We start from the raw sequence: 22,336 nt of genomic DNA, 5'->3' as shown, positions 1-22,336 counted from the left end.
TTCCTCGTTGTCTCTTACGGCGTCTGCATCGGAGAGACCGATTGGGCTTTCCGATAGGCTTCGTCGGCCTCGCGGAGGAGCTTCGCCCCCTCCGGTCCGCTGGTGCGCTCGGCGTCTTCCTGGAGCGCGTTGCCCAAGTTGTTCTGGATCTTGGCCCACAACTCCGGAAAATCCTTCTTCGAGTACACGGTACAGGCATCTCGTAAGGCCACGGCTGCGGCACGGAGATTCTGATGAAGGGCTGCCTCCTCCGACCGAACGGCGATCTGTCGCTGCGTGTTGCCGATGTCGATCATGAGGGTGGCCCAGAGGGTCGGCATCTCTTGTTTGGGCACATGCCGCAGGCCCTCCTGATAGGCCGCCAACGCCTGATCAAACTCGTAATTCGCGTAATACGCATGTCCCGCGAGCCGGAAATCCTCCACGACATCTTCCGTGAGCTGGATGAGCTGGCGCCTGGCCTCTTCCAATTGAGTGGGATCGGCGATCTTGGTCGGGGGCTCACCGGCAAGGAACAACCCCGATCGATTGCGTCGTGAGTCGGTCCAGAGAACGGGTTGGGATTCGGCCTGCCCTCGGATGGCCGCCAGGAATCTACCTGCAACACTAGGTTCTCGAGGTGCGTCGCTTTTCTGGAGCGAACGGGACAGAGTTTCAACCTCCTGGCTTTTCCGGTTGAGCAGGTCCAGCTTGCTGATCGTGTTTTCCTGGCGGCACGTAGCGGCTTGTTTGAGGTGCTTGTGATAGATGGCGGCGAGGCACTGTTTCCCTCGGTCACCCGATTGCTCGTATTGCCTGACCAACGCTTCGACCTTGGCTCTGACCTCTTGTTCCGGCAGTCCGTGGGTGGCCGCATATTCCTTCACCACCTGCACTGAGTCAACCTCACCGTCCTTGCCTTTCAGTGTGACCTGTTTCTTGAGCTTCTCCGGCAGGCTCTCTAGGAGCTTGTCAACCTGTGCCGGTGAAAGAAATTCCGGAGAGGCCTCGGGCGCGAGGACAATGTCGCTCGTGAGCTCAGAGGAGAGCTGTACTTTTCCGGCCAGGGGTGTAGCAATCGCCCACCCCTTCCGTTTGACGTACAGCGCGATAGTTTGTCCGATTCGAATGGCATCGGGTACCAGCACACGATAGCCTCCGTCCGATTGCGTCAGATAAGGATTGCCGACATTCACGATCCAAACCTGGGCACCGGTTGCCGGTCTTTTCGTGTCGCCGTACTGTTCCAGGACTTGGCCCTGCAACCAGTTCTCTGCACGCGCGAATCCTCCCGACATCAGAAGCATCAGGACGAGCACAATCAAGGAGGTCCTTGTACGCATTATTCCCCCTTCTCCATGGGGAAACGGAGATCCGTATTCCCCAGGGTGGCGTAGTTTGTGTAACTCTTGTAGCCGTTCTTCTGGGCTGCGAATTTGATCCGAGCTTGTTTTTCCTTCGTGACCCGAAACTGAAAGTGTCCATTTGATTCGGTCGTTTTCTTCATGTCGAAATCCGGCAGAGAGATGACGACGCCCTGTAGAGGTTCCCCGGTTGCTTCGTCCAGTACAGTTCCTGAGAGCTGTTGCTCGAAGGGCACATGTGGTTGCTCTAAAGGCACAGGTAAGGGAGGTGACCCGCTCCACTTCGCTGGAAGATCTGCGAGGAGCGTCGCTGCAGTGAGAACAGCCACAGCCAATCCCGCCCAAGCCTGCCATTTCTCGACAAGCGGTTTGACTTTCACTGTTCCGGCTGGCGTGGACGGCTCATGGTGGATGTGGATATCGCCCGCAGCCTGGTAGACGTTTCCTTGAATGGTCCATTGTTGCTGCGCGAAAACGGCCTTGGCCTGTGTGAGCACAGCGTTCCCTTCCGTCGCCGTGATGTCATTCAGTTTGTGAATGACGGGCGTTCGTCTGCTTTGGTCAGCCAGCGACGCAGTTGCCAACGAGGTGGCTAGCCCATCGACATCCCGCACTGGATAGCCATGAAACGCTCTGAGCGAGGGAGCCAGGGGCGTGCCATCAAGTAGGCAGGGGATGATGGTCTTCTTGAGCGCGATAGCGGTATTCCATTCCAGCTCGACGAAATGGGATGCGGTCGCGTGCTTCGACCAGGCGAGCAGAAAGACATCCTGATCCGCAATGGCCTCGCCCAACACCTTCGGCCATTTCTGCCCGCCATAGATCTTCTCCTGGTCACGCCAGATAGAAATCTCGGACGACGACGCGCGAAGGCGGGCCTCCAGTTGCTCGATCAACGGTAGGTCTGCGCGTGAGTAGCTGAGAAAGACGCTGGGCATTCGAAGGAGGCCTCCTACGTAGGAAATGGCAGGGTACCATATCGCAAAGTTCCCTGCCTCTCAAGGCAGTATGAAGGCCGGTTCAGTTGTGATCAAAAGCCTTGTCTGGTATGGTGCGCTCTTCATTTAGGACCACCAGAACACCGAGTAGGGGGGAAGGTAGCGCTCATGGCCACGAACGATAAGCAGGTGATTTTTTCACTCGTCAATGTGGGGAAGGTCTATCCGCCGAAGCGGCAGGTGCTGCGGGAGATCTATCTGGGTTTCTATTACGGTGCCAAGATCGGCGTGCTTGGCTTGAACGGTTCGGGGAAGAGTTCGCTGTTGAAGATCATCGCAGGTGTGGATCCGAACTACACGGGCGAGATTACGAGATCCAAAGGCTACAGCGTAGGTTTGCTCGAACAGGAACCGCAGCTCGATCCGAACAAGACGGTCAAGGAGGTGGTGGAAGAGGGGAAGCACGAACTGGTCGCCTTGATGAAGGAATACGAGGACGTGAGCAACCAGATTGGATCTGCTGATCCCGATACGATGGAAAAGCTGCTCGACAAACAGGCGCAGCTGCAAGAAAAGATCGAGGCGGCGAACGGCTGGGAACTGGAGAACCAGCTCGATATCGCAATGGACGCCTTGCGCTGTCCGCCAGCCGATCAGAAGGTTGGGACGCTCTCTGGCGGAGAAAAACGCCGAGTCGCGCTCTGTCGCCTGATGATTCAAGAACCGGATATTCTCTTGCTCGACGAGCCGACGAACCATCTCGATGCTGAATCGGTTCAGTGGCTTGAGCAGCACCTGCAACAGTATAGGGGTACGGTCATCGCGGTGACGCACGACCGGTACTTTTTGGACAATGTGGCTGGCTGGATTTTGGAGTTGGACCGAGGCCATGGGATTCCCTTCCAGGGCAACTACAGCTCCTGGTTGGAGCAGAAGAAGGATCGGTTGGAGAAAGAGGAAAAGGCCGAGTCGAAGCGGAAGAAGACGCTGGAACATGAATTGGAATGGATCCGCATGTCGCCGAAGGCCCGGCAGTCCAAGGGTAAAGCGCGGTTGAGCCGTTACGAGGAACTCGTCAATCAAAAGCAGGAGCAGGTGGCGGAAGATCTGGAGATCTATATTCCGCCGGGGCCTCGTTTGGGTGACGTCGTTGTGGAAGCGAATGGAATCGGCAAGAGCTTCGGTGACAAAGTGCTGTATGAAAATGTGAATTTCAGCTTGCCGAAAGGCGGCATTGTGGGCGTGGTTGGTCCCAACGGTGCGGGAAAAACCACGATGTTCAAGATGATCATCGGCAAGGAGAAGCCGGATGCCGGCACGATCAAGGTTGGCGAGACGGTGAAGCTCGGCTACGTCGATCAGGATCGCAGTCTGGATGGGAACAAGTCGGTGTACGAGATTATTTCCGATGGACAAGAGACGATCACGCTCGGCAAAGCGGAAGTGAATGCCCGCGGGTATTGTGCCCGGTTCAACTTTGCCGGGACGGATCAACAAAAGAAAGTGAAGGATCTGTCGGGGGGCGAGCGCAATCGCGTTCATCTCGCACGGATGCTCAAGGAAGGTGCGAATCTGATTATCCTCGACGAGCCGACGAACGATCTTGATGTGAATACGTTACGTGCGCTTGAAGAAGGGCTCGAAAGTTTCGCCGGCTGCGCCGTGATCAGCAGCCACGACCGGTGGTTCCTCGACCGCATCGCCACGCACATCCTGGCCTTTGAAGGTGACAGCAAAGTCGTGTGGTTCGAAGGGAACTATAGCGAATACGAAGCGGACCGGAAGAAACGCTTGGGCAAAGATGCCGATCAGCCGCATCGGATTCGATACCGCAAACTCACGCGGTAATCGTGTGCACCTCGGCCGTCAGGGCGCGCTCCGGCCTGCTGCCGGGTTCATCGGGGAGCCTGCACCAGCGGGTCCATTGCCTCACCGTATACCGTCATGTCATCTACCGTTGACGCCTAACGTATCTGCTCTTATCCGTTAGAATGAGAAGACAGAAGCGATCGGAGGATAAGGAGGAAAACTATCAGAGCCTGGCTCCAATCCATTCAAGTTCTTTAATGATCATGCCGATATGAACAGCGCGCAGAGAAGAGCACCATCGAGTCTTCAATGACAGGCGATGGTATTGGGACCGGTTCTATGCGGCTCAGGTCTCTGCCGATCGGTGTGGGCCAGTTCGGCTCAGCATCGTCAGGCAGGTGATTCCACGGAGCGACGCATGACCGCAGGTTCGTTCAGGAATCGATACCGTTCCCGCCTTTCCCCCCTTCCCGTGAAGAACCTATCCCATTCAACGTGTGCGTCCCCCCCCTTCCCCCGTATATGGTGCTCTCATGACTGATTGGCGCGCTGACGAAGCTGACTCATGGGGGAGACCTCCCAGCGCCGAGCCCTGGGCGTTCGCCTTGGAAGGGAGCGGCGTCGGCCTATGGGATTGGGATGTCACCACGAACAGGATCACCTTCTCGGGCGGGTGGATGGATCTGTTCGGTTATCCGCAGGGTGACGTTGAAAAGCATTTCGATGAGTGGTGTTCTCTGATCCATTCGGACGATCGTTCGAAAGTCCTGGCCGCTATGCATCATCTGGTCCGAGGCGAGAGTCCTATGTGCGCCACTGACTACCGCATGCGGTGCAAGGATGGGTCATATAAATGGATTGTCGCACGAGGAAAGATCTTTTCGCGGACTCACGATGGTGCACCCTTCCGCATCCTCGGCACCTATACGGACGTTACCGAGCGCAAGCGAGAGGAAGAAGAGCGACTCAAACGGGAAGTGCTTCTCTCACTAATGCTGAAGACGGGACCTGGGTGTATCAAGCGCGTTGCGTCGGACGGGGCCCTGCTGCACATGAATCCGATCGGACTGCACATGATCGAGGCGGATAAGGAGGAAGAGGCGATCGGATGCTCTGTCTTCGATCTGGTCGTACCCGAGCACCGGGCTTCATTCATCGAAATGCACCAAGCGGTGATCAAGGGAGCGTCGCGAACGCTTGAGTTCGAGATTCAAGGATTCCAGGGAACGAGACGATGGATGGAAACCTACGCAGTCCCGTTCATGAATCCGGTCACAGGTCACACAGAGCATCTTGCCATTACTCATGATATTACCGCCCGCAAGCAGGCCGAAGAGACACTGGCTCGAAGCCGTGACTTACTCAAATCCTTTGTCGAGCATACGCCCGCAGCGGTCGCAATGCTGGACAAGGATCTCCGATATCTCGCTGTCAGCCGTCGGTGGTTGCAGGACTACCGACTTGGCAACTGGAATCTCATCGGCAAACACCACTACGACGTGTTCCCGGAAATTCGATTAATGGAAGAATGGCAAGCAATCCATCGGCGCTGTTTGGGCGGGGCCGTGGAACGCTGTGAAGAAGATCGGTTCGTTCGCGCAGACGGCTCCGAAGACTGGCTCCGATGGGAGGTGCGTCCTTGGCAGGAGACCACGGGTGCCATCGGCGGCCTCATCATGTTTACGGAGGTCGTCACCGAGCGCAAACGAACGGAGGTATTACTGCGGTCCTCCGAGGAGAAACTCCGCCAGGCCCTTGATGCATCCAATACCGGATTGTGGGATTGGAACACGGAGACCCATGAGGTTCGATTCTCGCGAGAGTGGAAGCGGCAGCTTGGGTACGAAGAAACAGAGCTTCCGGACACATTTGACACCTGGGAGCATCGACTTCACCCCGACGACCATGCCAGGGCGATCGCCTATGTACAGGCCTATCTCGTCCACCCAGAAGGGGACTATCGACAGGACTTCCGACTTCAACACAAGGACGGTTCCTACCGTTGGATCGAGGCACGGGCTACCTTCGTCACAGAACCGGATGGGCGATGTGTTCGTCTCCTCGGTTCGCATACCGACATCACCGCCCGCAAGCAGGCTGAAGAAGCGCTCCAAACTAGTGAGACCCGCCTCCGGCTCACACTCGATGTTGCCACCGATGGACTGTGGGACTGGAATTTATCGACGAAGCAGGCCTACTACAGTCCCAGTTGGGTTCGCCTTTTGGGTCTTGAGGATCAGGAGATCCCATTGAACAATATGTTCGATTGGAAAAATCGCATTCATCAGGACGATCGTGCATGGGTCGAACAGGCCCTGAACCGCCATCTGGAAGGGGAAAGTGCTGGGTATATGGTCGAACATCGTGTCCGCCACCGCTCTGGTGAGTGGAAATGGTTCGCGATGCGCGGGAAAGTGGTGGCGTGGGATGCGCAGGGTCGTCCTGTTCGCATGATGGGCGCGATGACCGATATTACGGAGCGCAAGTTGTCGGAGGCAAGATTGGCACAAGCGGCACAGGAGCTCGAACGGAAAAATAAGGAGCTGGCGGTAGCCAGAGATAAAGCCCTTGAGGCCGTCAAAATCAAGGCGGAGTTTCTGGCGACGATGAGCCATGAAATCAGGACCCCGATGAACGGCGTGATTGGGATGACCGGATTGCTGCTCGATACTCCGTTGAATACACAACAACGTGAATATGCCGAAGTTGTACGCGTATCCGGCGAGCATTTACTGGGTATTATCAACGAAATTCTCGATTTCTCAAAAATTGAGGCTGGAAAGCTTGATTTGGAAGATCTCAACTTCGATCTTTACACCACCGTGGAGGATGCTATCGGTCTGCTCGGAGAACCGGCCTATGCCAAGGGGCTTGAACTAACCAGTCTGGTGCATGTCGGCGTACCGACGACTCTCCGAGGCGATCCTGGTCGCCTCCGTCAGATCTTGGTGAATTTGATCGGGAATGCCGTCAAATTTACGGAGCAGGGCGAGGTCGTGGTGACGGTGAGCCTAGAGCCTGACGAGGGGACCGCGGCTCGTTCGGATTCATCGTACCGGACATTGCGGTTTGAAGTGTCGGATACCGGAGTCGGCATCGCCCCGGAGCAGCAGACAAAGTTGTTTCAACCGTTCACGCAAGCCGACGGTTCGAACACAAGAAAGTACGGTGGGACTGGGTTGGGTCTTGCCATCTGTAGGCAGCTCGTTGGGATGATGGGAGGGAGGATCGGGGTCCGCAGTAAGGTTGGAGAAGGGAGTGTCTTTTGGTTCACGGGGACTTTCCCCCTACGAGCGGAAGAGGCGTACGCAGCTGTATTGCCGCACACGGCCCTACGAGGCCGTCGAGTGTTGATTGTGGATGATCATCTTACGAATCGGCAGGTACTTGAGCAGAGTCTCCACAAACAAGGTGTGATTTGTGAAAGTGCGGCGGATGGGTTTCAAGCTCTGGAGCGTTTGCGTCACGCGGCTGGTCGGCAGAGTCTTCCTGATTTGGCGATCTTGGATATGCAGATGCCCAATATGGATGGGCTGGAATTGGCTCGACAAATCAAATCGGACCCTCGGATCAGTGCGACACGCCTCGTTCTTTTGACATCGGTCGGTCAGCGCGGCGATGCCAGAAAGGCTCAGCATGCCGGTATCGCTGCCTACCTCACGAAACCCATCCGGCAGACACTGTTATACGAATGCCTCAGCGTTGTGTTGGGAAGTGTTTCGGAGGCTGGCGCTCCGACTACTCAGCAGGCCACTTCGATCATTACTCGGCATAGCCTTTCGGAAGCGCAGACACGAACCAAGCCTGTGATCTTGGTTGTTGATGACAATCCGGTCAATCAAAAGGTGGCGGCGAACATGCTTGAAAAACTCGGGTATCGGGTCAATGTGGCAGCCAATGGACGTGAAGCGGTCGAATCCATCGCTCGCATTCCCTATGCATTGGTATTTATGGATTGCCAGATGCCTGAGATGGACGGGCTTGAAGCGACAAGGGCTATCCGCGGTCAGGAAGAGTGTCAGTGCCGAGCTGGCAACGATCTGTCCCGTCTTCCCGTCATCGCGATGACCGCCAATGCGATGCAGGAGGATCGTGATCGGTGTTTGGCTTCAGGGATGGATGACTTCCTGAGCAAGCCAGTGATCAAGAAGGCTCTCGAAGCGGTCCTCATTCGCTGGCTGGGGCCGGTCCAAGTCACCAAGGACGTCACATCGAAGGCCGCATAATCAGAGAACGAATACAGGCAGCAACGACATCCTCCCCTCGCCTGATTTCTCTACCAGAGGCACAAGCTCGCCAGCGGTTAGAGCATTCTGCCATCCATATCGTAGCTGCTGGTCATCATACCTTCTCCAAGTGGTCTCAGAGGCGGTGCAGATTCTCCCTTCAAATCGAACCTGGCAGTGGGTTACGATGGCGAAGTGTCGAATGTGTGGTCCATGATTGATTCATTGGAACGTCTGACGAGATGCTCTTCCAAGCCGTGCAGGGTCTTACGAGAGAGTTGCCATGACACGGTGTGCCGTGATTACCGGAGCAGCGGGGTTGATCGGACAGTACGTTGTCAGGAGTGCCACTCGATGGGTTCCCGGGTGGGAGGTGCGTAGCCTTAGCCGGGCTGATCTAGATCTGACAGACCAGGGAGCTGTCGAGCAGGTCTGGCAGGCCCTCAACCCAAGCGTGGTCATTCATTGTGCGGCGTTGAGCCGAACAAAGGATTGTGAAAGCGATCCGCAGCAGGCCCGACGCATCAATGTCGAAGCCACGGCGCATCTCGCTTGCCGCTCCGAGAAGATCCCCTTTGTCTTCCTGTCGAGCGGCGAAGTCTTTGATGGACGGGCTGGGTGGTATCGAGAGACGGATGACCCCAATCCGATCAATGTCTATGGTCAAACCAAGCTTGAAGCTGAACAGCGAGTGCTGCAGAATCCAAGACATACAGTGGTGCGCATTGTGCTGACGGCGGGCACCTCGCTGAATGGTGATCGGAGTTTTGTCGAAGATATGAGTCGGGTGGCCAAGAGTGGCAAAACCATGACGCTCTATGGCGACGAGTTCCGATGCCCCTTGCCGGCTGGGGTGATTGCGAGGGCGGTCTGGGAATTAGTGAATCGAGAGGCCTCGGGTCTCTATCACTTAGGTGGTCGAGATCGACTATCTCGGTGGGAAATTGGTCAGGCACTGCTGGCCTGGTATCCTGAGCTGCAGGGGCATCTCATTGAAGGGGCATCCACCGATCATACGGGTGCGCCGCGACCACCAGATCTGTCCTTGAATTGTGAGAAGATCCAGGCGCTCCTGTCGTTTCCCATTCCGGGCTTCCGTGAGTGGTTACAGGACCGGATGCAGCAAGAGGGCGACCTGTGGGATTATGAATCAACCTTGGCATAAAGGGTAGGAATATGGGAACTCAAGATGGGCTGGGTGAAGCGGATCCGCTGTCGCTGGTCGTGATCGCCTATATCACAGTGGCGGTCCTGATGGTGATTCTGTGGTTCGTGCAACGGAAGACCAAAAATGCCGCAATCGGGGATGTAGGGTGGTGTGTGGGCCTGATTGCCTCGGTGCTCTTGTATATCACGCAAGCCTCCGTGGGCATTGAACGTATCCTGCTCACGGCAATGCTGGTGCTGATGTATGCTGGGCGACTGGGGCACCACATTTATTCGCAACGCATAACCGGGCAACCAGAGGATAATCGCTATCGTCGTTTGCGGAAGGAATGGGGTGATTCCGAGTCGGTCAATATGTTCGTCTATTTCCAATGGAAGGCGGTGTCTGTGGCGGTATTTTCCCTTCCGTTTCTCGTGGTGTTGTGGAACCCACGAATTCCGTCATCGATCGTGGAAATGCTCGGACTGTTGATCTGGGGGCTGGCGGTGTCCTGGGAGGCGAAGGCTGATCGGCAGCTTGCCTATTTCCGGGCCGATCCAAGGAATCAGGGGCGTGTCTGCCGGGAAGGGCTCTGGCGTTATTCACGGCATCCGAATTACTTCTTTGACTGGCTGCACTGGTGTTCCTATGTGGTGATGACCCTGGGAGCTCCTGGCTGGTTGTTTACCTGGGTAGGCCCCATCGGCATGGGGTGGTTATTGTTCAGAGTCACCGGTATTCCACGAGCGGAACGGGAAGCCCTCTCCACTCGTGGAGAGGAGTATAAAGCCTATCAGGCGACGACCAATGTCTTTTTCCCATGGTTCCCTCGTCCGACACCCGATAGCGCTACTCAGTCCTAAGCGGAGGCCAGGCCAATATGGCTGGATCAAGAGCGTGAGCCCGTCAAGATTTCCTCTGTTGGGCTGGCCGATCTGAGCTTTTCGACGAAGTGGGTCAACCGGGTTCGGTTCGCTTCATCAATCCGGAGGATTTCCCAACCTGCAATTTGACCATCCGACCAGCGTACAACAGCGGCATCGATGAGGATGTTATGCGGCTGGTCTCCTTCAAGAATGGTCATATAGACGGTCGATTCAGTTCCAGCATGAACGGGACGTTCTCCAGCCGCGCGCCAGCCTCCTTCTGATAGATCCCATACGATCCCGGTGGTGAGGGATCCGTCACAGAAGTAGCAGAGCTGGCATCGAGCGGAAGTCCGTAACTTCTTGCGAACTGTATAGGTCTTCATGTTCTCCCCCCTGATTTGGTTCAGCCCTATCTCATCATTGCCCTCTGACAACCTTAGAGGATGAGGCGAAACATGCCATGCAACGAAAGAGGGGGAGGGAGGGGGCAAAAGTAGGATACAGAGCCCAGCTCTAGGCAATCTCTATAGAGAGAAGGAGGACGTGAAGCCCTTGCTGCAGCACTCCAGTGCCTATTGCCTAGACTTTAGATCGGCAATCCGGGCACGCGCAATTTCCCCTTCTCTACTTTCAGGATAGGCGCGAGCCAGTTCTTGGTAGATCTCCAGTGCGTGTGGAAAATTGCTTTGGCTTTCCTCGAACGCGGCAGTCTCCAACAGTTCCTTTGCCTTGTCGGAACAGCCGAATAACACGGTGATGCAGAGGGCACAGAGGACGAAGCGCGCTGTCTTCATAAATATCCTTTCCCATTATCGCTTCGGCGTGACGCCATCGGGCTGTCATGCGTCGTGCCAGATACGAGTGATTCAATATGGTAGCGTGCGGGAGTAATCCCTTCACTGCGACAGTGTGGGCAACGGCTTGGTCGTGTCAGGCGTGTACGATCGCGAAACATAAATCTACAGTCCAGGCAGCTGGACGGTTCACGGAGAAATCGCCGTGACCTGTCTCGAAGGACAGTTTTTACCACATGAGCTAGGTGTTCCTCCACCTGCCGCTCGGGGATGCCTAGGGATCGGGCGAGTTGAGAGGTCGTCATCCGAGAGTCAGCCAGGAGTTCAATGATCCGCTGGCGCATGGTTCGTTCGGAAGGCAGCATGGCGGGCATGGTAAGCACTTGATCAAAGAAAAGCCAGACGAGTCGAGGGAGTTTCATATGAATCATCTTAAGTCTTGCGCACTTAAGGGTTGCACCGCTGCGTGCATTCTGTCAGAATCCGTCCCCGCATCGACTATCACATCACCAGTAACCAAGTGGGCCTGATCAGTCCTTCGTATTCACGAACGGTTGTGCCAGGCCTAGCGTGCTATAGACGAGGAGGTTGGGGACCATGAAGTTCCTCGCAGTCCATCCCGGTCCGCTGATGTACACGAAGATTTATCTCCGCCTGGAGCCGCTCGGCCTCGAGATGGTCGCGCAGGCCTGTCGCCAAGCGGGGCATGACGTTCGTCTGATCGATCTGCAGGCGGATACCTGGAAAGACTACGAGGCACTCATCACCAGCTGGAAGCCGGATGCAGTGGCGTTTGGCTGCAACTATCTGGCGAATGTCCCAGAGATCGTCGATCTCGTGAAACTGACCAAGAGCCTGTTGCCGAATGCCTTTGTCTTCGTTGGGGGGCATAGTGCCTCATTTGTGGCGAGGGACTTTTTGGAGCATGCCAACGGTGCGCTCGATTGTGTGCTGAAGGGCGAAGGCGAAGTGGCGGCCCCCAAGTTGCTCGAAGCGGTGGAGCACGACCGCAAGGCGATCACCAAAGTTCCCGGTGTAGTGACCCTGGATGGAGAGGGACCACCAGCCCAGTTCATCGAAAATTTGGACAGTGTCCGACCTGCGCGTGATCTGCTCCGGAACCGGCACAAGTATTTCATCGGCGTGCTGGATCCCTGTGCCTCCGTCGAATTTGCACGAGGCTGTCCGTGGGATTGTTCATTCTGCAGCGCCTGGACGTTTTATGGGCGCAGCTATCGAACGGTCAGCACCGAAAGGGCGGTGGAAGAGCTCGAACAGGTTCAGGAACCGGGTATCTTTCTGGTAGACGATGTGGCCTTTATTCAAGCCAAGCAGGGCATGGAGATCGGCGAAGCCGTCGCTCGTCGCGGAATCAAGAAACAGTACTACATGGAAACGCGTGGCGACGTCTTGCTGCGCAATAAAGAAGTCTTTCAGTTTTGGAAAAAGCTCGGGCTCCAGTACATGTTCTTGGGCGTTGAGGCCATTGATGAAGAGGGCCTCAAGATGCACCGTAAGCGTATCTCACTGGGCCGAAACTTTGAAGCGCTGGAGTTTGCTCGATCGCTCGGCATTACCGTCGCCATCAATTTGATCGCGGATCCGGACTGGGATCGGCAACGGTTCGAGACCGTTCGGCAATGGTGCTTGGAGATCCCGGAAATCGTGAACATCAGCGTGAACACACCCTATCCCGGCACCGAAAGCTGGCATACCGAATCACGCAAGTTCCAGACGAGAGATTACCGGCTGTTCGACATTCAACATGCCGTGCTGCCGACGAAAATGCCGCTGCCGGAGTTTTATGAAGAACTTGTCAAGACACAACAGGTCTTGAACAAGAAACATCTCGGCTGGGCCGCGCTCAAGGGGACGGCGAAGATCGCAGCCGGACATTTGATGCGTGGGCAGACTAACTTCATCAAGATGCTGTGGAAGTTCAACAGCGTCTACAATCCCAAACTCCAGATCGCTGATCACCAGCGCCGACCGACCTACGAGATGACGCTTCCGTCAGCTCCACAAGAAATGAAGAATCTCGATGCCAAGCAGCTCTTTATTCTGCCGGCCAAGGGACGACGGGGGCGCGCCCTCGACGAGTCGAGCGAACAGTTTGTGGAGGCGACTCGGACGGGGACGAGTATCTAGTTCTCTTGCTTCCTTGGCCGAGGCTGAGGATCGTCGCTATTCATCGGCTGGCCCAGCAAGGGAGCCACACTCTGGTGGGCCACGTGCGGCAAAAGAGTTTGTATCCTTCAGATTGTGCGAGGGGACATCTCGACGGACATCACTGGACTCCTTAGACGGCGTTCCCAAATTAGGTCATAAACCTCGACTCACCCTTCTCTCCGTCGCCCTGTTATACTGATCCATCCCTTCATTCAATTCGAGAGTGATCGCCATGAGCTCTCCGACCTGGGATGAATTCGCCGAGCTTGCGTTGAAACGTATTGTCGCCTCAGGCGCGGAGTATAGCGACATTCGCATTCAAGACAGCATCACCGAGCATATTGAGGGCGAAGACCGCAGGATCGCTTCGATCAACGATGTTCGGGACATCGGCTTTGGGGTGCGCGTGCTCTATCACGGAGCCTGGGGATTCGCGGCAAGTTCGATTCTGTCGCTGGAGGAAGTGCCGAGGGTCGCCGACCTGGCCACTGAAATCGCCAAGGGATCTGCCTCCGTCGCGCTTGAGAAAGTCCGATTAGCTCCGGAACCGGTTCATCACGATCGTGTGGTTACGCCTTGCCGCATCGACCCCTTCCGCGTTCCGCTCAAAAACAAAACAGACTTGTTGCTGAACGTGATGGAAACTCTCCATCGACGAAAGGAGGTCGCACGAAGCCGTGCAAGCTTGTGGGCGCGTCGAGACAGGAAATTGTTTGTGTCGACGGAAGGATCACGCTTGGAATTCGATCTGCTGGCCGCACAAGGTGACTGTACCGCAACTGCACTGCATGAAGGTCGGTTTGCGTCGCGCAGCTTCAGTACGCCACATCTCAGGAAAGGCTACGAGCTGATCGAAGAAGCTGATCTTCTGCGGGAGGTTTCTCGTGTCGCTGATCAAGCCATTGACAAGGTCAAGGCACCAGTGGTGAATGCGGGTCTGTTTGATCTCGTACTCGATCCAGAACATCTGTCGCTGACGATTCATGAATCATGCGGCCATCCGAGCGAACTTGACCGTGCGCTCGGGTACGAAGCCAATTATGCCGGCACCAGCTTTCTCACGACGGAGAAGTTGGGACACTTTTACTATGGCTCTCACCATGTGAACCTCGTGGCCGATAACACCGAACCGGACACGCTCGCGGCCACTGGCTATGACGACGATGGGGTCCAATGTCAGAAGTGGGACATCGTGCGTGAGGGGCTGTTCGTCGGCTACTGTACCAATCGGGAAGTTGCACCGAAGATTGGCGCGACCCGTTCACGTGGGTCAAACCGCGCTGATGGGTGGGGGAGTGTTCCGATTGTCCGCGTCGCCAATATCGGGCTCGAACCGGGGTCGGCGACAGTCGATCAGCTGATCGCAGATGTGAAACGCGGGATCTATATCGAAGGGCATGGGTCTTACAGCATCGATCAGCGGCGGTATAACTTCCAGTTTGGCGGCGATGCATTTTGGCTGATTGAAAACGGCAAGCGGACTCATATGGTGCGAGACGTGATCTACCATGGCATCACGCCGGAGTTCTGGAACAGCTGCGATGGTGTGGCTGATCGATCGGCTCGTCGCCGGTATGGATTCATTACCTGTGGAAAAGGGCAGCCAGGCCAGTCTGGCTGGATGACCCATGCCGCTTCAACGGCAAGGTTTCGACAGGTGCAGGTGATCAGAGGAGAGGGTCACTCATGACCAGCGTGAGTGGGAAGTCGTGGCCACACATGACGAGTCGCGATGAGTTTCGTTTTCTCAGCAATCTGGTCTTCACACGTTCGTCCGCCGATCAGACGATGGTCAGCCTTCATGACCATCATGCCGGAACGACCCGGTTCGCCAACAATCAGGTTGTACAAAATGTGGACACGAGACAGGGGATACTATCCGTTAGCGTTGCATGCGATGGGCGGCATGGAACGGCCAGTACGACGGATTTTACGGCCGGAGCGATCCAGGACACCTTAGCGCGTGCCGAGCGGATTGCCAGAGTCTCTCCGGTCGACCCTGAGTATCTCCCTCCTCCTCCACCGTATGAGTTTCCGGTGCGAGACACTGCAAGATCAGAGACGGTGGCAGCGGGACCATCTCGACGTCTGGAGTATGCCAATGAAGCGATCGGCCAGTGCCGAATGGAGAATCTTATGGCGGCGGGGATCGTGTCGTCATCGATGACGGCGGTTGGAATTGCTGCTGACAATGGTCTCTTCGGCTATGAGCATCGGGGAGAGGCACGATTTAGTCTGACTGTACAAGCCGGAGACGCAACAGGCTGGAGTGCAGCTGCGCATCGGTCGATCGATCACCTTAGGGTCCAAGAGCGGACGTTAGCCGCCATTAGAAAAGCCAAGTCTGGCCGTGACGTGCAGGAACTGTCTGCTGGGGACTATCCCGTCATTCTTGAGCCGGCTGCTGCAGCTGGACTTTGGGCTTGGCTGATCTGGGCACTCGATGCCAAATCCTATGCAAAGGGGACCAGTCCCTTTGCAGGGAAACTGGGTGGTCTCGTCGTGGACGAACGGATCCGCCTCCGGAATATGCCGGATCATCCCGACCTATTGGGAGAGGGATTTACCGCCGAGGGGCTCGCAAGCGGTGCATCGGTGTGGATCGATCACGGAACTCTACGGCAGCTAGCCTATGACCGGTTTACGGCTAACGCTGATGGAGTGGACCCCATCCCCACACTGGACGCCCCAGCCTTGTCTGTAGAGGGACTCCCTGTTGCCTCGATTCAGGACCTTGTGAAGAACACGGAACGGGCGATTCTGGTCACGAATTTTTGGTATATCCGGCCCGTCAATGCTCGAAACTTATTACTCACTGGTATGACACGCGATGGCACATTCCTGGTGGAGAAGGGGGAGATCGTGTCCGCCGTGAAGAATTTCCGCTTTCATGACAGCCCGCTTGCGGCATTTCAGCGGATTGAGGCCTGGACGCATCCGATGGAAGCGGTGAATGCAGAGATTGGAAAGATGCTCGTCCCTGCCATGGTTTTGCCGCGGTTTCATTTTTCTAGTGTGACCAAGTTTTAAAAAACAGTAATGAATACGAATATGTTTATGCCGCTGCCGAATAAAAAGGTTGACTCTTGACGCCGTGAGGAGTAGGTACATTAATTGTAAGTGACTAGGTCCAAATGAAGGGATCCGCTCCATGCCCCCGCGATTCAATAAAGAACCAATCAACCTGATCAATCGTATCCCGTCACAAAAGCAGATCGATGAGGCTCGGCCCGTTCCCCCAGCATACGGCCAGGTTTTGCTGCAGGCGGGGGCTCTCTGTGCCCAGAAAGTCCGTAATTTCTTTGCACATGTAACGCGCTATGTGGGGGAGACCTCTGCTCGAGTCAGAAAGCCGCTTGCGCTTCCGGATCATACGAAGGAACGGATGGACAGGCGTGAAGGTTTTGGTGGTTATGGGGTGGGACGGATGAACGTGGTCGAAGAACACACCCAGGTGGCAGCCACTTCGTTGGCACCAAACGTCACCATTCTCAAAAATGCCACTCCTGTTCAGTCAGCAGAAGTTGCAGACCTTCGAGCCTGCTTGGTTGGACAACAGGATGAAATTGCTCGGCTGACGTCGCACATTCAAGAGCTGACCTCACTGGTGAGCGCTCAACAGCAGGTTCTTGTTCATCTCGGGAAAGAACTTGAAACCGGAGAGTTTTCAACCACATCGAATGGGACAGCGGCTGCAACGGTGAAACGAAACCGTGTTAGCCGAAAGAAGCCGCCTGTCACTGAAGTGCAGAATCATCCCCAGGGAAATGAACACCCCTTTCCCCATCAGGAAACTGAAGGCCCGTCGCTTAACGTATAGCGCTAAGCTTTAACGGGTTACCTGTCCGGTTTCCTTACGCCATTTTTCTGAAACGAATACGACCTCAGTTCTCTGTGAGGGAGAGGTGACGTCTATGGTCTCCTCATCCTCTAGTCAGGTGCCTACCTCGTCTGCTAAGAATCTTTCAATGATTACCGTTCAAGTCTGCTTGTGGGCTGTGTTCTGTCTCAGTCTGTTGGTCCCGAGTTCAGCTGAGGCGGCTGAGCGCGTTGTGAGTCGAGTTCCCCTCTTCGACAATCTCGGGACCTTGCATCATCCGATCACCATCCGTTCCAAGGAAGCCCAACGATATTTTGACCAAGGGTTGCGGTTTGTGTACGCCTTTAATCATGAGGAGGCGATCCGCGCGTTTGAGGAAGCAGCCAGACTGGATCCTTCCGCTGCAATGGCCTATTGGGGCATCGCACTGGCGCTCGGGCCCAACATTAATGCGGCCATGGACAAGGCCGATGAGCGCCGGGCCTGGGAGGCCCTGCAGAAGGCCCGGTCCTACAGTGCGCAAGTGACCCGAGCCGAACAAGCCTATATCTATGCAATCGGCAAGCGCTACAGTCTGAAGGGATCCACCAGACCGGTCATGGATAAAGCCTATGCGGATGCGATGCGAGTCGTCTGGAAACAATCCCCTGACGATCTCGATGCCGGAGTCTTATTTGCAGAAGCCCTCATGGACCTTCACCCCTGGGATCTCTGGACCGTCAATGGAAAGCCGAAGTTCGGGACAGAGGAAATTGTCTCAACGTTGGAGGCGGTTCTTGCACGAGAGCCGAATCATCCTGGGGCCTGCCACTACTACATCCATGCCATGGAAGCATCACCGACTCCAGAGCGAGCCTTGGCTTGTGCGGAGCGGTTACCTGGGTTGGTGCCTGGAGCTGCACATCTCGTCCATATGCCGGCGCATATCCATATGCGACTCGGTCGCTATCATGAAGCCGCAGAACATAATGCACAGGCTGCCGAAATCGACAGGCGCTATTTGGCAGAGAGACCCTCTGCCGGCGACGATGCTGAGGGGTATTACCGGCACAACCTCCATTTTCTCTGGGCTTCTTTAGTGATGGAGGGACGAAGCGCTGAAGCCATGAAGGTCGCCCGACAATTAACGGTGACGATGACGGAAACGCAGGTACGGCACGATCCATCGAAGGAATTGTACCTGCCTGTGCCGCTGTGGTCGATGATCCGCTTTGGACAGTGGGAAGCGCTGCTGAAGGAACTGCCTCCACCGAACACCCTTCGACTGAAACAGGCGATCTGGCGATTGGGACGAGGCATGGCATTGATTGCATCCGGCCGGGTGCCTGGAGCTGAAGGAGAGCATGCCGCATTGGCGACGCTGGCAAAACGATTTGTCCGAAACAGGACAGCCGAAGAACAAACGGAACGGGCACTCATTCAGATTGCCGAGCGACTGCTTGCCGGGGAGATTGCCACGCATCACAAGCACTATGACGAGGCAATCACAGCCCTTCGAGAGGCCATCAAACTGGAAGACGCACTGCCCTACACGGAACCACCGTTCTGGCCCATTCCAGTGCGCCACTATCTAGGAGTCGTCTTGCAGAAGGCGGGACGAGCTCACGAAGCCGAATCAGTCTACCGAGCCGATCTGATCAAGAATCCACACAACGGATGGGCGCAGTACGGGTTGATGCAGAGCCTTCGCGCTCAACGGAAAGACCGTGACGCGAACGAGGTTGAGAAGCAATGGAAGCGGGCATGGGTCCATGCAGACGTGAATCTGATCGCGTCTCGATTTTGAGAGTGGTGATGCTGTGGAGGCAGGCATGCGATTTGTCGTTGGAGTGATGGGACCAGCCAAGGCACCGAAGAAGGATCTCGACAATGCGCGAATCCTTGGCGAGTTTATCGCCAGGCGTGGCTGGGTAGTGCTGACGGGAGGAAAAGACGTGGGCGTCATGGATGCCGCCTGTGAAGGCGCCAAACGGGTTGGGGGTAGTCTGACCATCGGTGTCTTGCCGACGGCGAAGGATAAAGTGTCTCGCCATGTCGATGTGTCCATCATCACCGAAATGGGGAGCGGTCGGAACAACATCAACGTATTGAGCAGCCATGTCGTAGTGGTGTGTGGATTGAGCGGGTCGGGCACGGTCTCGGAAGTGGCATTGGCCGTCAAGGCGGGGAAGCCCGTCATTCTGGTCGCTGCCTCGGAGGCGGACGTGGCTTTCTTCAGAAAACTCGACAAGCGTTTAGTCAATGCGGCAGCGACACCCGAGGAAGCAATCGAACTCATCATGAAGCTGATGGATAAGCGGCAACGACGAGGGCACCGTACGGAACAGAAAACATACGGATACTCGCCGGTCTAGCAGGGTAACCGGTGAATGCGTACTTTGGCTCTTTCGCGAAACAGGTGATGCGACAGCGATCTCACAAAGTACATCGTCGGATGATGTAAGAATGGAGCCTCTGCAACGACGATGAGGAAGGAGGATATCAACATGATAACTCAACGGCGGTTCCTGGCTCTGGCAATCGGTCTCATGGTATGGACAATTCTGGCAAACGTCCCACTTGTCGAAACGTCAGGTACATCCCCAAGCGCCAAGGCGTATTTTGCCGGTGGATGTTTCTGGTGTATGGAGGAAGCGTTTGAAAAGGTGGAAGGGGTGGTCAGCGTGGTCTCCGGGTATATGGGTGGCACCATGGTCAACCCGACCTATGAGGAAGTGTCCGCCGGACGCACAGGCCATGCGGAGTCGGTGGAAGTCACCTATGACCCCACAAGAGTCATGTATCAAAAGCTCCTCGATGCCTTTTGGCACAATGTGGATCCGCTGACACCCAACGCGCAGTTTTGCGATCATGGAACCCAGTACCGATCCGCCATCTTCTATTCCACCGAGGACGAAAAGCGACTAGCGGAAGAATCCAAAACTGCACTTGAGCAGGCCAAGAAATTTCCGGTACCAATCGCGACGCAGCTGACCTCTGCATCGACCTTCTATCCCGCCGAAGACTATCACCAGGATTACTACAAGAAGAATCCGCTCCGATATAAGTACTACAAATATGGATGCGGACGAGCCAACCGGTTGGAAGCTCTGTGGGGGAAGCCGTAGCGATCAGCAACCTGCGCCAAGCAGGACGACGGTTTGCAAGGCCTGCGTGCAGAGCGGCGGATGATTGCATCATGACGCACGGGGTTTGCGCTGAGTCCAGAGCTGTCAGGCCGTTGGAACTTTTTGCAGGAAGTGAAGCAGGGTGCTCAGGAATCCTCCTCCCTTGGCCAAACGAACAACACAGTCTTCAGTAACGCTCCAAACCCGTAGCCCAAAACTCGTCTCTAATCCTTCTCTAAACCACCTCCGGTTCAGTCTTGATACCAATGGTTTGATGCACTAGTGCTTGAACAGTCTGAGTGCTGCTCAACCAGAAACCAGAAAGTTGAGAGATTGGATAGCTGTGCCAGACGCGCGAATCATGCGGGAGGAATAGCATCGTTTAAAGGTAGTTCTTGTCATTGAGTGTTACTCCTGGAGAATCAGAACCTTTGGCGCACTCCGGATTTGCTTAGAATCAATCTCGCCTTTTAATCCTTCTTTGGAATTCAAAGTTGGGCGGGTTCTGTGAGGTTCTGAATCTGTTTCGATACACAGGCGTATCAAAATAGATCCAGAGCCAGTAACGAGGTGGTTTTACTAGAAGATCACAGTTAAACGGATTCTATAAAATTTGTAAATAATTCATGATGGTTAGAGGTGAACAAGGAGGGTGCTAATTTACCGGGCATGATTCATGCGTTACGTATACTTCATGAGTTGTGGCAGCGCAGGGTATTCTGCCCTGTTTCTACGAACAGTTCAGTTATTGCTGAGCTTGTGCGGTTGTATCTTCCACAGAAACAGGAGGTGGTTAAAAATGCTTTGCCTTAGAATGCTGATATTGGGAATGCTTGTTGCCGGATCAACTTCGGCGCATGGCGCAGACACGCTTGAATCTTTTGCCCAGCAATGTGATCAGGCGACCGGTGTCACGGTTCCTGATTTTGATGCCGATGTGGGGACGCTGGTGCCAACGACCCATCTCACGCCAGCTAATGCAACCTATCCCAATGGCACCTGTGATCGGCCAAATGTTCTCAACGGAAATTGCGACCCTGGCAGCCGATTTCAGGTGTTGGTCAACACTCCAGAATCCTACGTGGTGGCACACGCCCGAAAAACTGGGGACCCTCCTGGGCAGTATGGGGACATAGCAGTTATCCAGCACAATAAGGCTAACGGCGCCACCTGTTTTTATCAGGGGGCGCTAAATAAAAGTCACAACGGCAATGTGAAGGCGCCATCCAAAGGAGTTGGAAATCCTCCTTTTTGGATGACGCCTACGGAAATTGCGACAAGCACGTTTCCCTGTGTCCGTTGTCACGACAACGGACCGATTATCCGGTCGCCATATCTCGCGCAGATAACAGGCCCTAATAAGCTACCTGGTGCTGGCGATAGCACCTTCAACCGTAACCAACCTTACTCTTTTGTCGGATCCGATTTTGCTCATTGGAAAGCTTACAAGGTAGAAGTGAGCGGCAACATATGCAACAGCTGTCATCGCCTGGGTGTGAACAACGTAAGCAGCACTGGTACTGCTCGCACCTTAGGTATCATTGCCACAAATCCCTCACAGGACAGTAAGAACCCCCACTCAGCTGACTCGCCAATCTGGATGTTGCCTGGGCAGGTCACCTATAGCCAGGCAAGCGCTGATGCGGCTAGGGCAATCAAGCAGTGCGCTGATCAGTTTCACGAAGGCTCACCGTTACCTAATACGACGGGATGTAAGATTACCCTGTTTGCCAGCATGCATGCAGCGAACGGCGGCAACATGGGTACAGCAGCCGGTGGATGGGTTGCTGCCTGGGGCAACAACCGGCTGGACATCTTTGGACTGGGAACAGATGGGGCGATGTATCACAAAGCGTGGGACGGCACCGCATGGCGGCCGTCGGTATTGGACTGGGAACGGTTAGGGGGAGTGTTCACGAGCCCACCGGCCGTGACTGCCTGGGGTAACAACCGGCTGGACATCTTTGGACTGGGAACAGATGGGGCGATGTATCACAAAGCGTGGGACGGCACCGCATGGCGGCCGTCGGTATTGGACTGGGAACGGTTAGGGGGAGTATTCACGAGCCCACCGGCCGTGACTGCCTGGGGCAACAACCGGCTGGACATCTTTG

16 protein-coding genes and 1 pseudogene are annotated in these 22,336 nt (G+C 55.4%); 12 read left to right on the top strand and 5 right to left on the bottom strand.

Annotation, left to right across the window (positions count from 1 at the left end; all coding sequences use genetic code 11):
• Positions 1 to 14 precede the first annotated feature (14 nt).
• Both ACYX34_RS03660 and ACYX34_RS03655 read right to left on the bottom strand, forming a co-directional pair.
• Positions 15 to 1,322: a hypothetical protein gene (locus ACYX34_RS03660; protein WP_462075203.1), complete on the bottom strand. Its 1,308-nt coding sequence runs from the start codon at positions 1,320 to 1,322 to the stop codon at positions 15 to 17.
• Positions 1,322 to 2,281: a TIR domain-containing protein gene (locus ACYX34_RS03655; protein ID WP_462075202.1), complete on the bottom strand. Its 960-nt coding sequence runs from the start codon at positions 2,279 to 2,281 to the stop codon at positions 1,322 to 1,324. Before ACYX34_RS03655 ends, ACYX34_RS03660 begins: the two co-directional genes overlap by 1 nt.
• A 168-nt stretch (positions 2,282 to 2,449) precedes the next feature.
• Between ACYX34_RS03655 and ettA the strand changes: the two genes are divergently transcribed.
• The 4 genes from ettA to ACYX34_RS03635 all read left to right on the top strand — a co-directional run bounded on the left by ettA (position 2,450) and on the right by ACYX34_RS03635 (position 10,326).
• Positions 2,450 to 4,129, top strand: a complete 1,680-nt coding sequence (ettA, locus tag ACYX34_RS03650; RefSeq protein WP_462075201.1) for an energy-dependent translational throttle protein EttA — start codon at positions 2,450 to 2,452, stop codon at positions 4,127 to 4,129.
• A gap of 494 nt (positions 4,130 to 4,623) precedes the next feature.
• Positions 4,624 to 8,316, top strand: a complete 3,693-nt coding sequence (locus ACYX34_RS03645; protein WP_462075200.1) for a PAS domain-containing hybrid sensor histidine kinase/response regulator — start codon at positions 4,624 to 4,626, stop codon at positions 8,314 to 8,316.
• A gap of 283 nt (positions 8,317 to 8,599) precedes the next feature.
• Entirely contained in the window at positions 8,600 to 9,481 is an 882-nt protein-coding gene (locus tag ACYX34_RS03640; protein WP_462075199.1) for an SDR family oxidoreductase, read from the top strand.
• A gap of 11 nt (positions 9,482 to 9,492) precedes the next feature.
• Positions 9,493 to 10,326: a DUF1295 domain-containing protein gene (locus tag ACYX34_RS03635; RefSeq protein ID WP_462075198.1), complete on the top strand. Its 834-nt coding sequence runs from the start codon at positions 9,493 to 9,495 to the stop codon at positions 10,324 to 10,326.
• 26 nt (positions 10,327 to 10,352) lie between these two features.
• On the opposite strand, the gene ACYX34_RS03630 is transcribed toward ACYX34_RS03635, so the two are convergent.
• The 3 genes from ACYX34_RS03630 to ACYX34_RS03620 form a co-directional block, all read right to left on the bottom strand.
• Positions 10,353 to 10,715 (bottom strand): PilZ domain-containing protein, encoded by a 363-nt coding sequence (locus ACYX34_RS03630; RefSeq protein ID WP_462075197.1) that lies wholly within the window; start codon positions 10,713 to 10,715, stop codon positions 10,353 to 10,355.
• Positions 10,716 to 10,904: 189 nt separating this feature from the next.
• Positions 10,905 to 11,126: a hypothetical protein gene (locus ACYX34_RS03625; protein ID WP_462075196.1), complete on the bottom strand. Its 222-nt coding sequence runs from the start codon at positions 11,124 to 11,126 to the stop codon at positions 10,905 to 10,907.
• Entirely contained in the window at positions 11,123 to 11,470 is a 348-nt protein-coding gene (locus tag ACYX34_RS03620) for an ArsR family transcriptional regulator (protein ID WP_462075276.1), read from the bottom strand. The genes ACYX34_RS03625 and ACYX34_RS03620 overlap by 4 nt, the downstream gene beginning before the upstream one ends.
• Positions 11,471 to 11,723: 253 nt before the next feature.
• Between ACYX34_RS03620 and hpnR the strand changes: the two genes are divergently transcribed.
• From hpnR to ACYX34_RS03580, 8 genes and pseudogenes are all read left to right on the top strand, one after another.
• Positions 11,724 to 13,274, top strand: a complete 1,551-nt coding sequence (gene hpnR / locus ACYX34_RS03615; RefSeq protein ID WP_462075195.1) for a hopanoid C-3 methylase HpnR — start codon at positions 11,724 to 11,726, stop codon at positions 13,272 to 13,274.
• 253 nt (positions 13,275 to 13,527) lie between these two features.
• Positions 13,528 to 14,985, top strand: coding sequence for a TldD/PmbA family protein (locus ACYX34_RS03610; protein ID WP_462075194.1), 1,458 nt, complete (start codon positions 13,528 to 13,530; stop codon positions 14,983 to 14,985).
• A complete protein-coding gene (locus tag ACYX34_RS03605) occupies positions 14,982 to 16,325 on the top strand; it encodes a TldD/PmbA family protein (RefSeq protein WP_462075193.1) in 1,344 nt (447 codons plus the stop codon). Before ACYX34_RS03610 ends, ACYX34_RS03605 begins: the two co-directional genes overlap by 4 nt.
• 121 nt (positions 16,326 to 16,446) lie before the next feature.
• Complete coding sequence (locus tag ACYX34_RS03600) at positions 16,447 to 17,115, top strand: hypothetical protein (RefSeq protein ID WP_462075192.1); 669 nt, start codon at positions 16,447 to 16,449, stop codon at positions 17,113 to 17,115.
• A 148-nt stretch (positions 17,116 to 17,263) separates the two neighbouring features.
• Positions 17,264 to 18,901: a tetratricopeptide repeat protein gene (locus ACYX34_RS03595; protein WP_462075191.1), complete on the top strand. Its 1,638-nt coding sequence runs from the start codon at positions 17,264 to 17,266 to the stop codon at positions 18,899 to 18,901.
• Positions 18,902 to 18,926: 25 nt separating this feature from the next.
• Positions 18,927 to 19,469, top strand: a complete 543-nt coding sequence (locus ACYX34_RS03590) for an SLOG cluster 4 domain-containing protein (RefSeq protein WP_462075190.1) — start codon at positions 18,927 to 18,929, stop codon at positions 19,467 to 19,469.
• Positions 19,470 to 19,601: 132 nt separating this feature from the next.
• A complete protein-coding gene (gene msrA / locus ACYX34_RS03585) occupies positions 19,602 to 20,222 on the top strand; it encodes a peptide-methionine (S)-S-oxide reductase MsrA (RefSeq protein WP_462075189.1) in 621 nt (206 codons plus the stop codon).
• Positions 20,223 to 21,036: 814 nt separating this feature from the next.
• Positions 21,037 to 22,336, top strand: a pseudogene (locus ACYX34_RS03580) (hypothetical protein); the annotation flags it as partial.

It is taken from the genome of Nitrospira sp. CMX1 (genome assembly GCF_054902215.1).
This window is presented reverse-complemented; position numbering and strand designations above follow the sequence as displayed.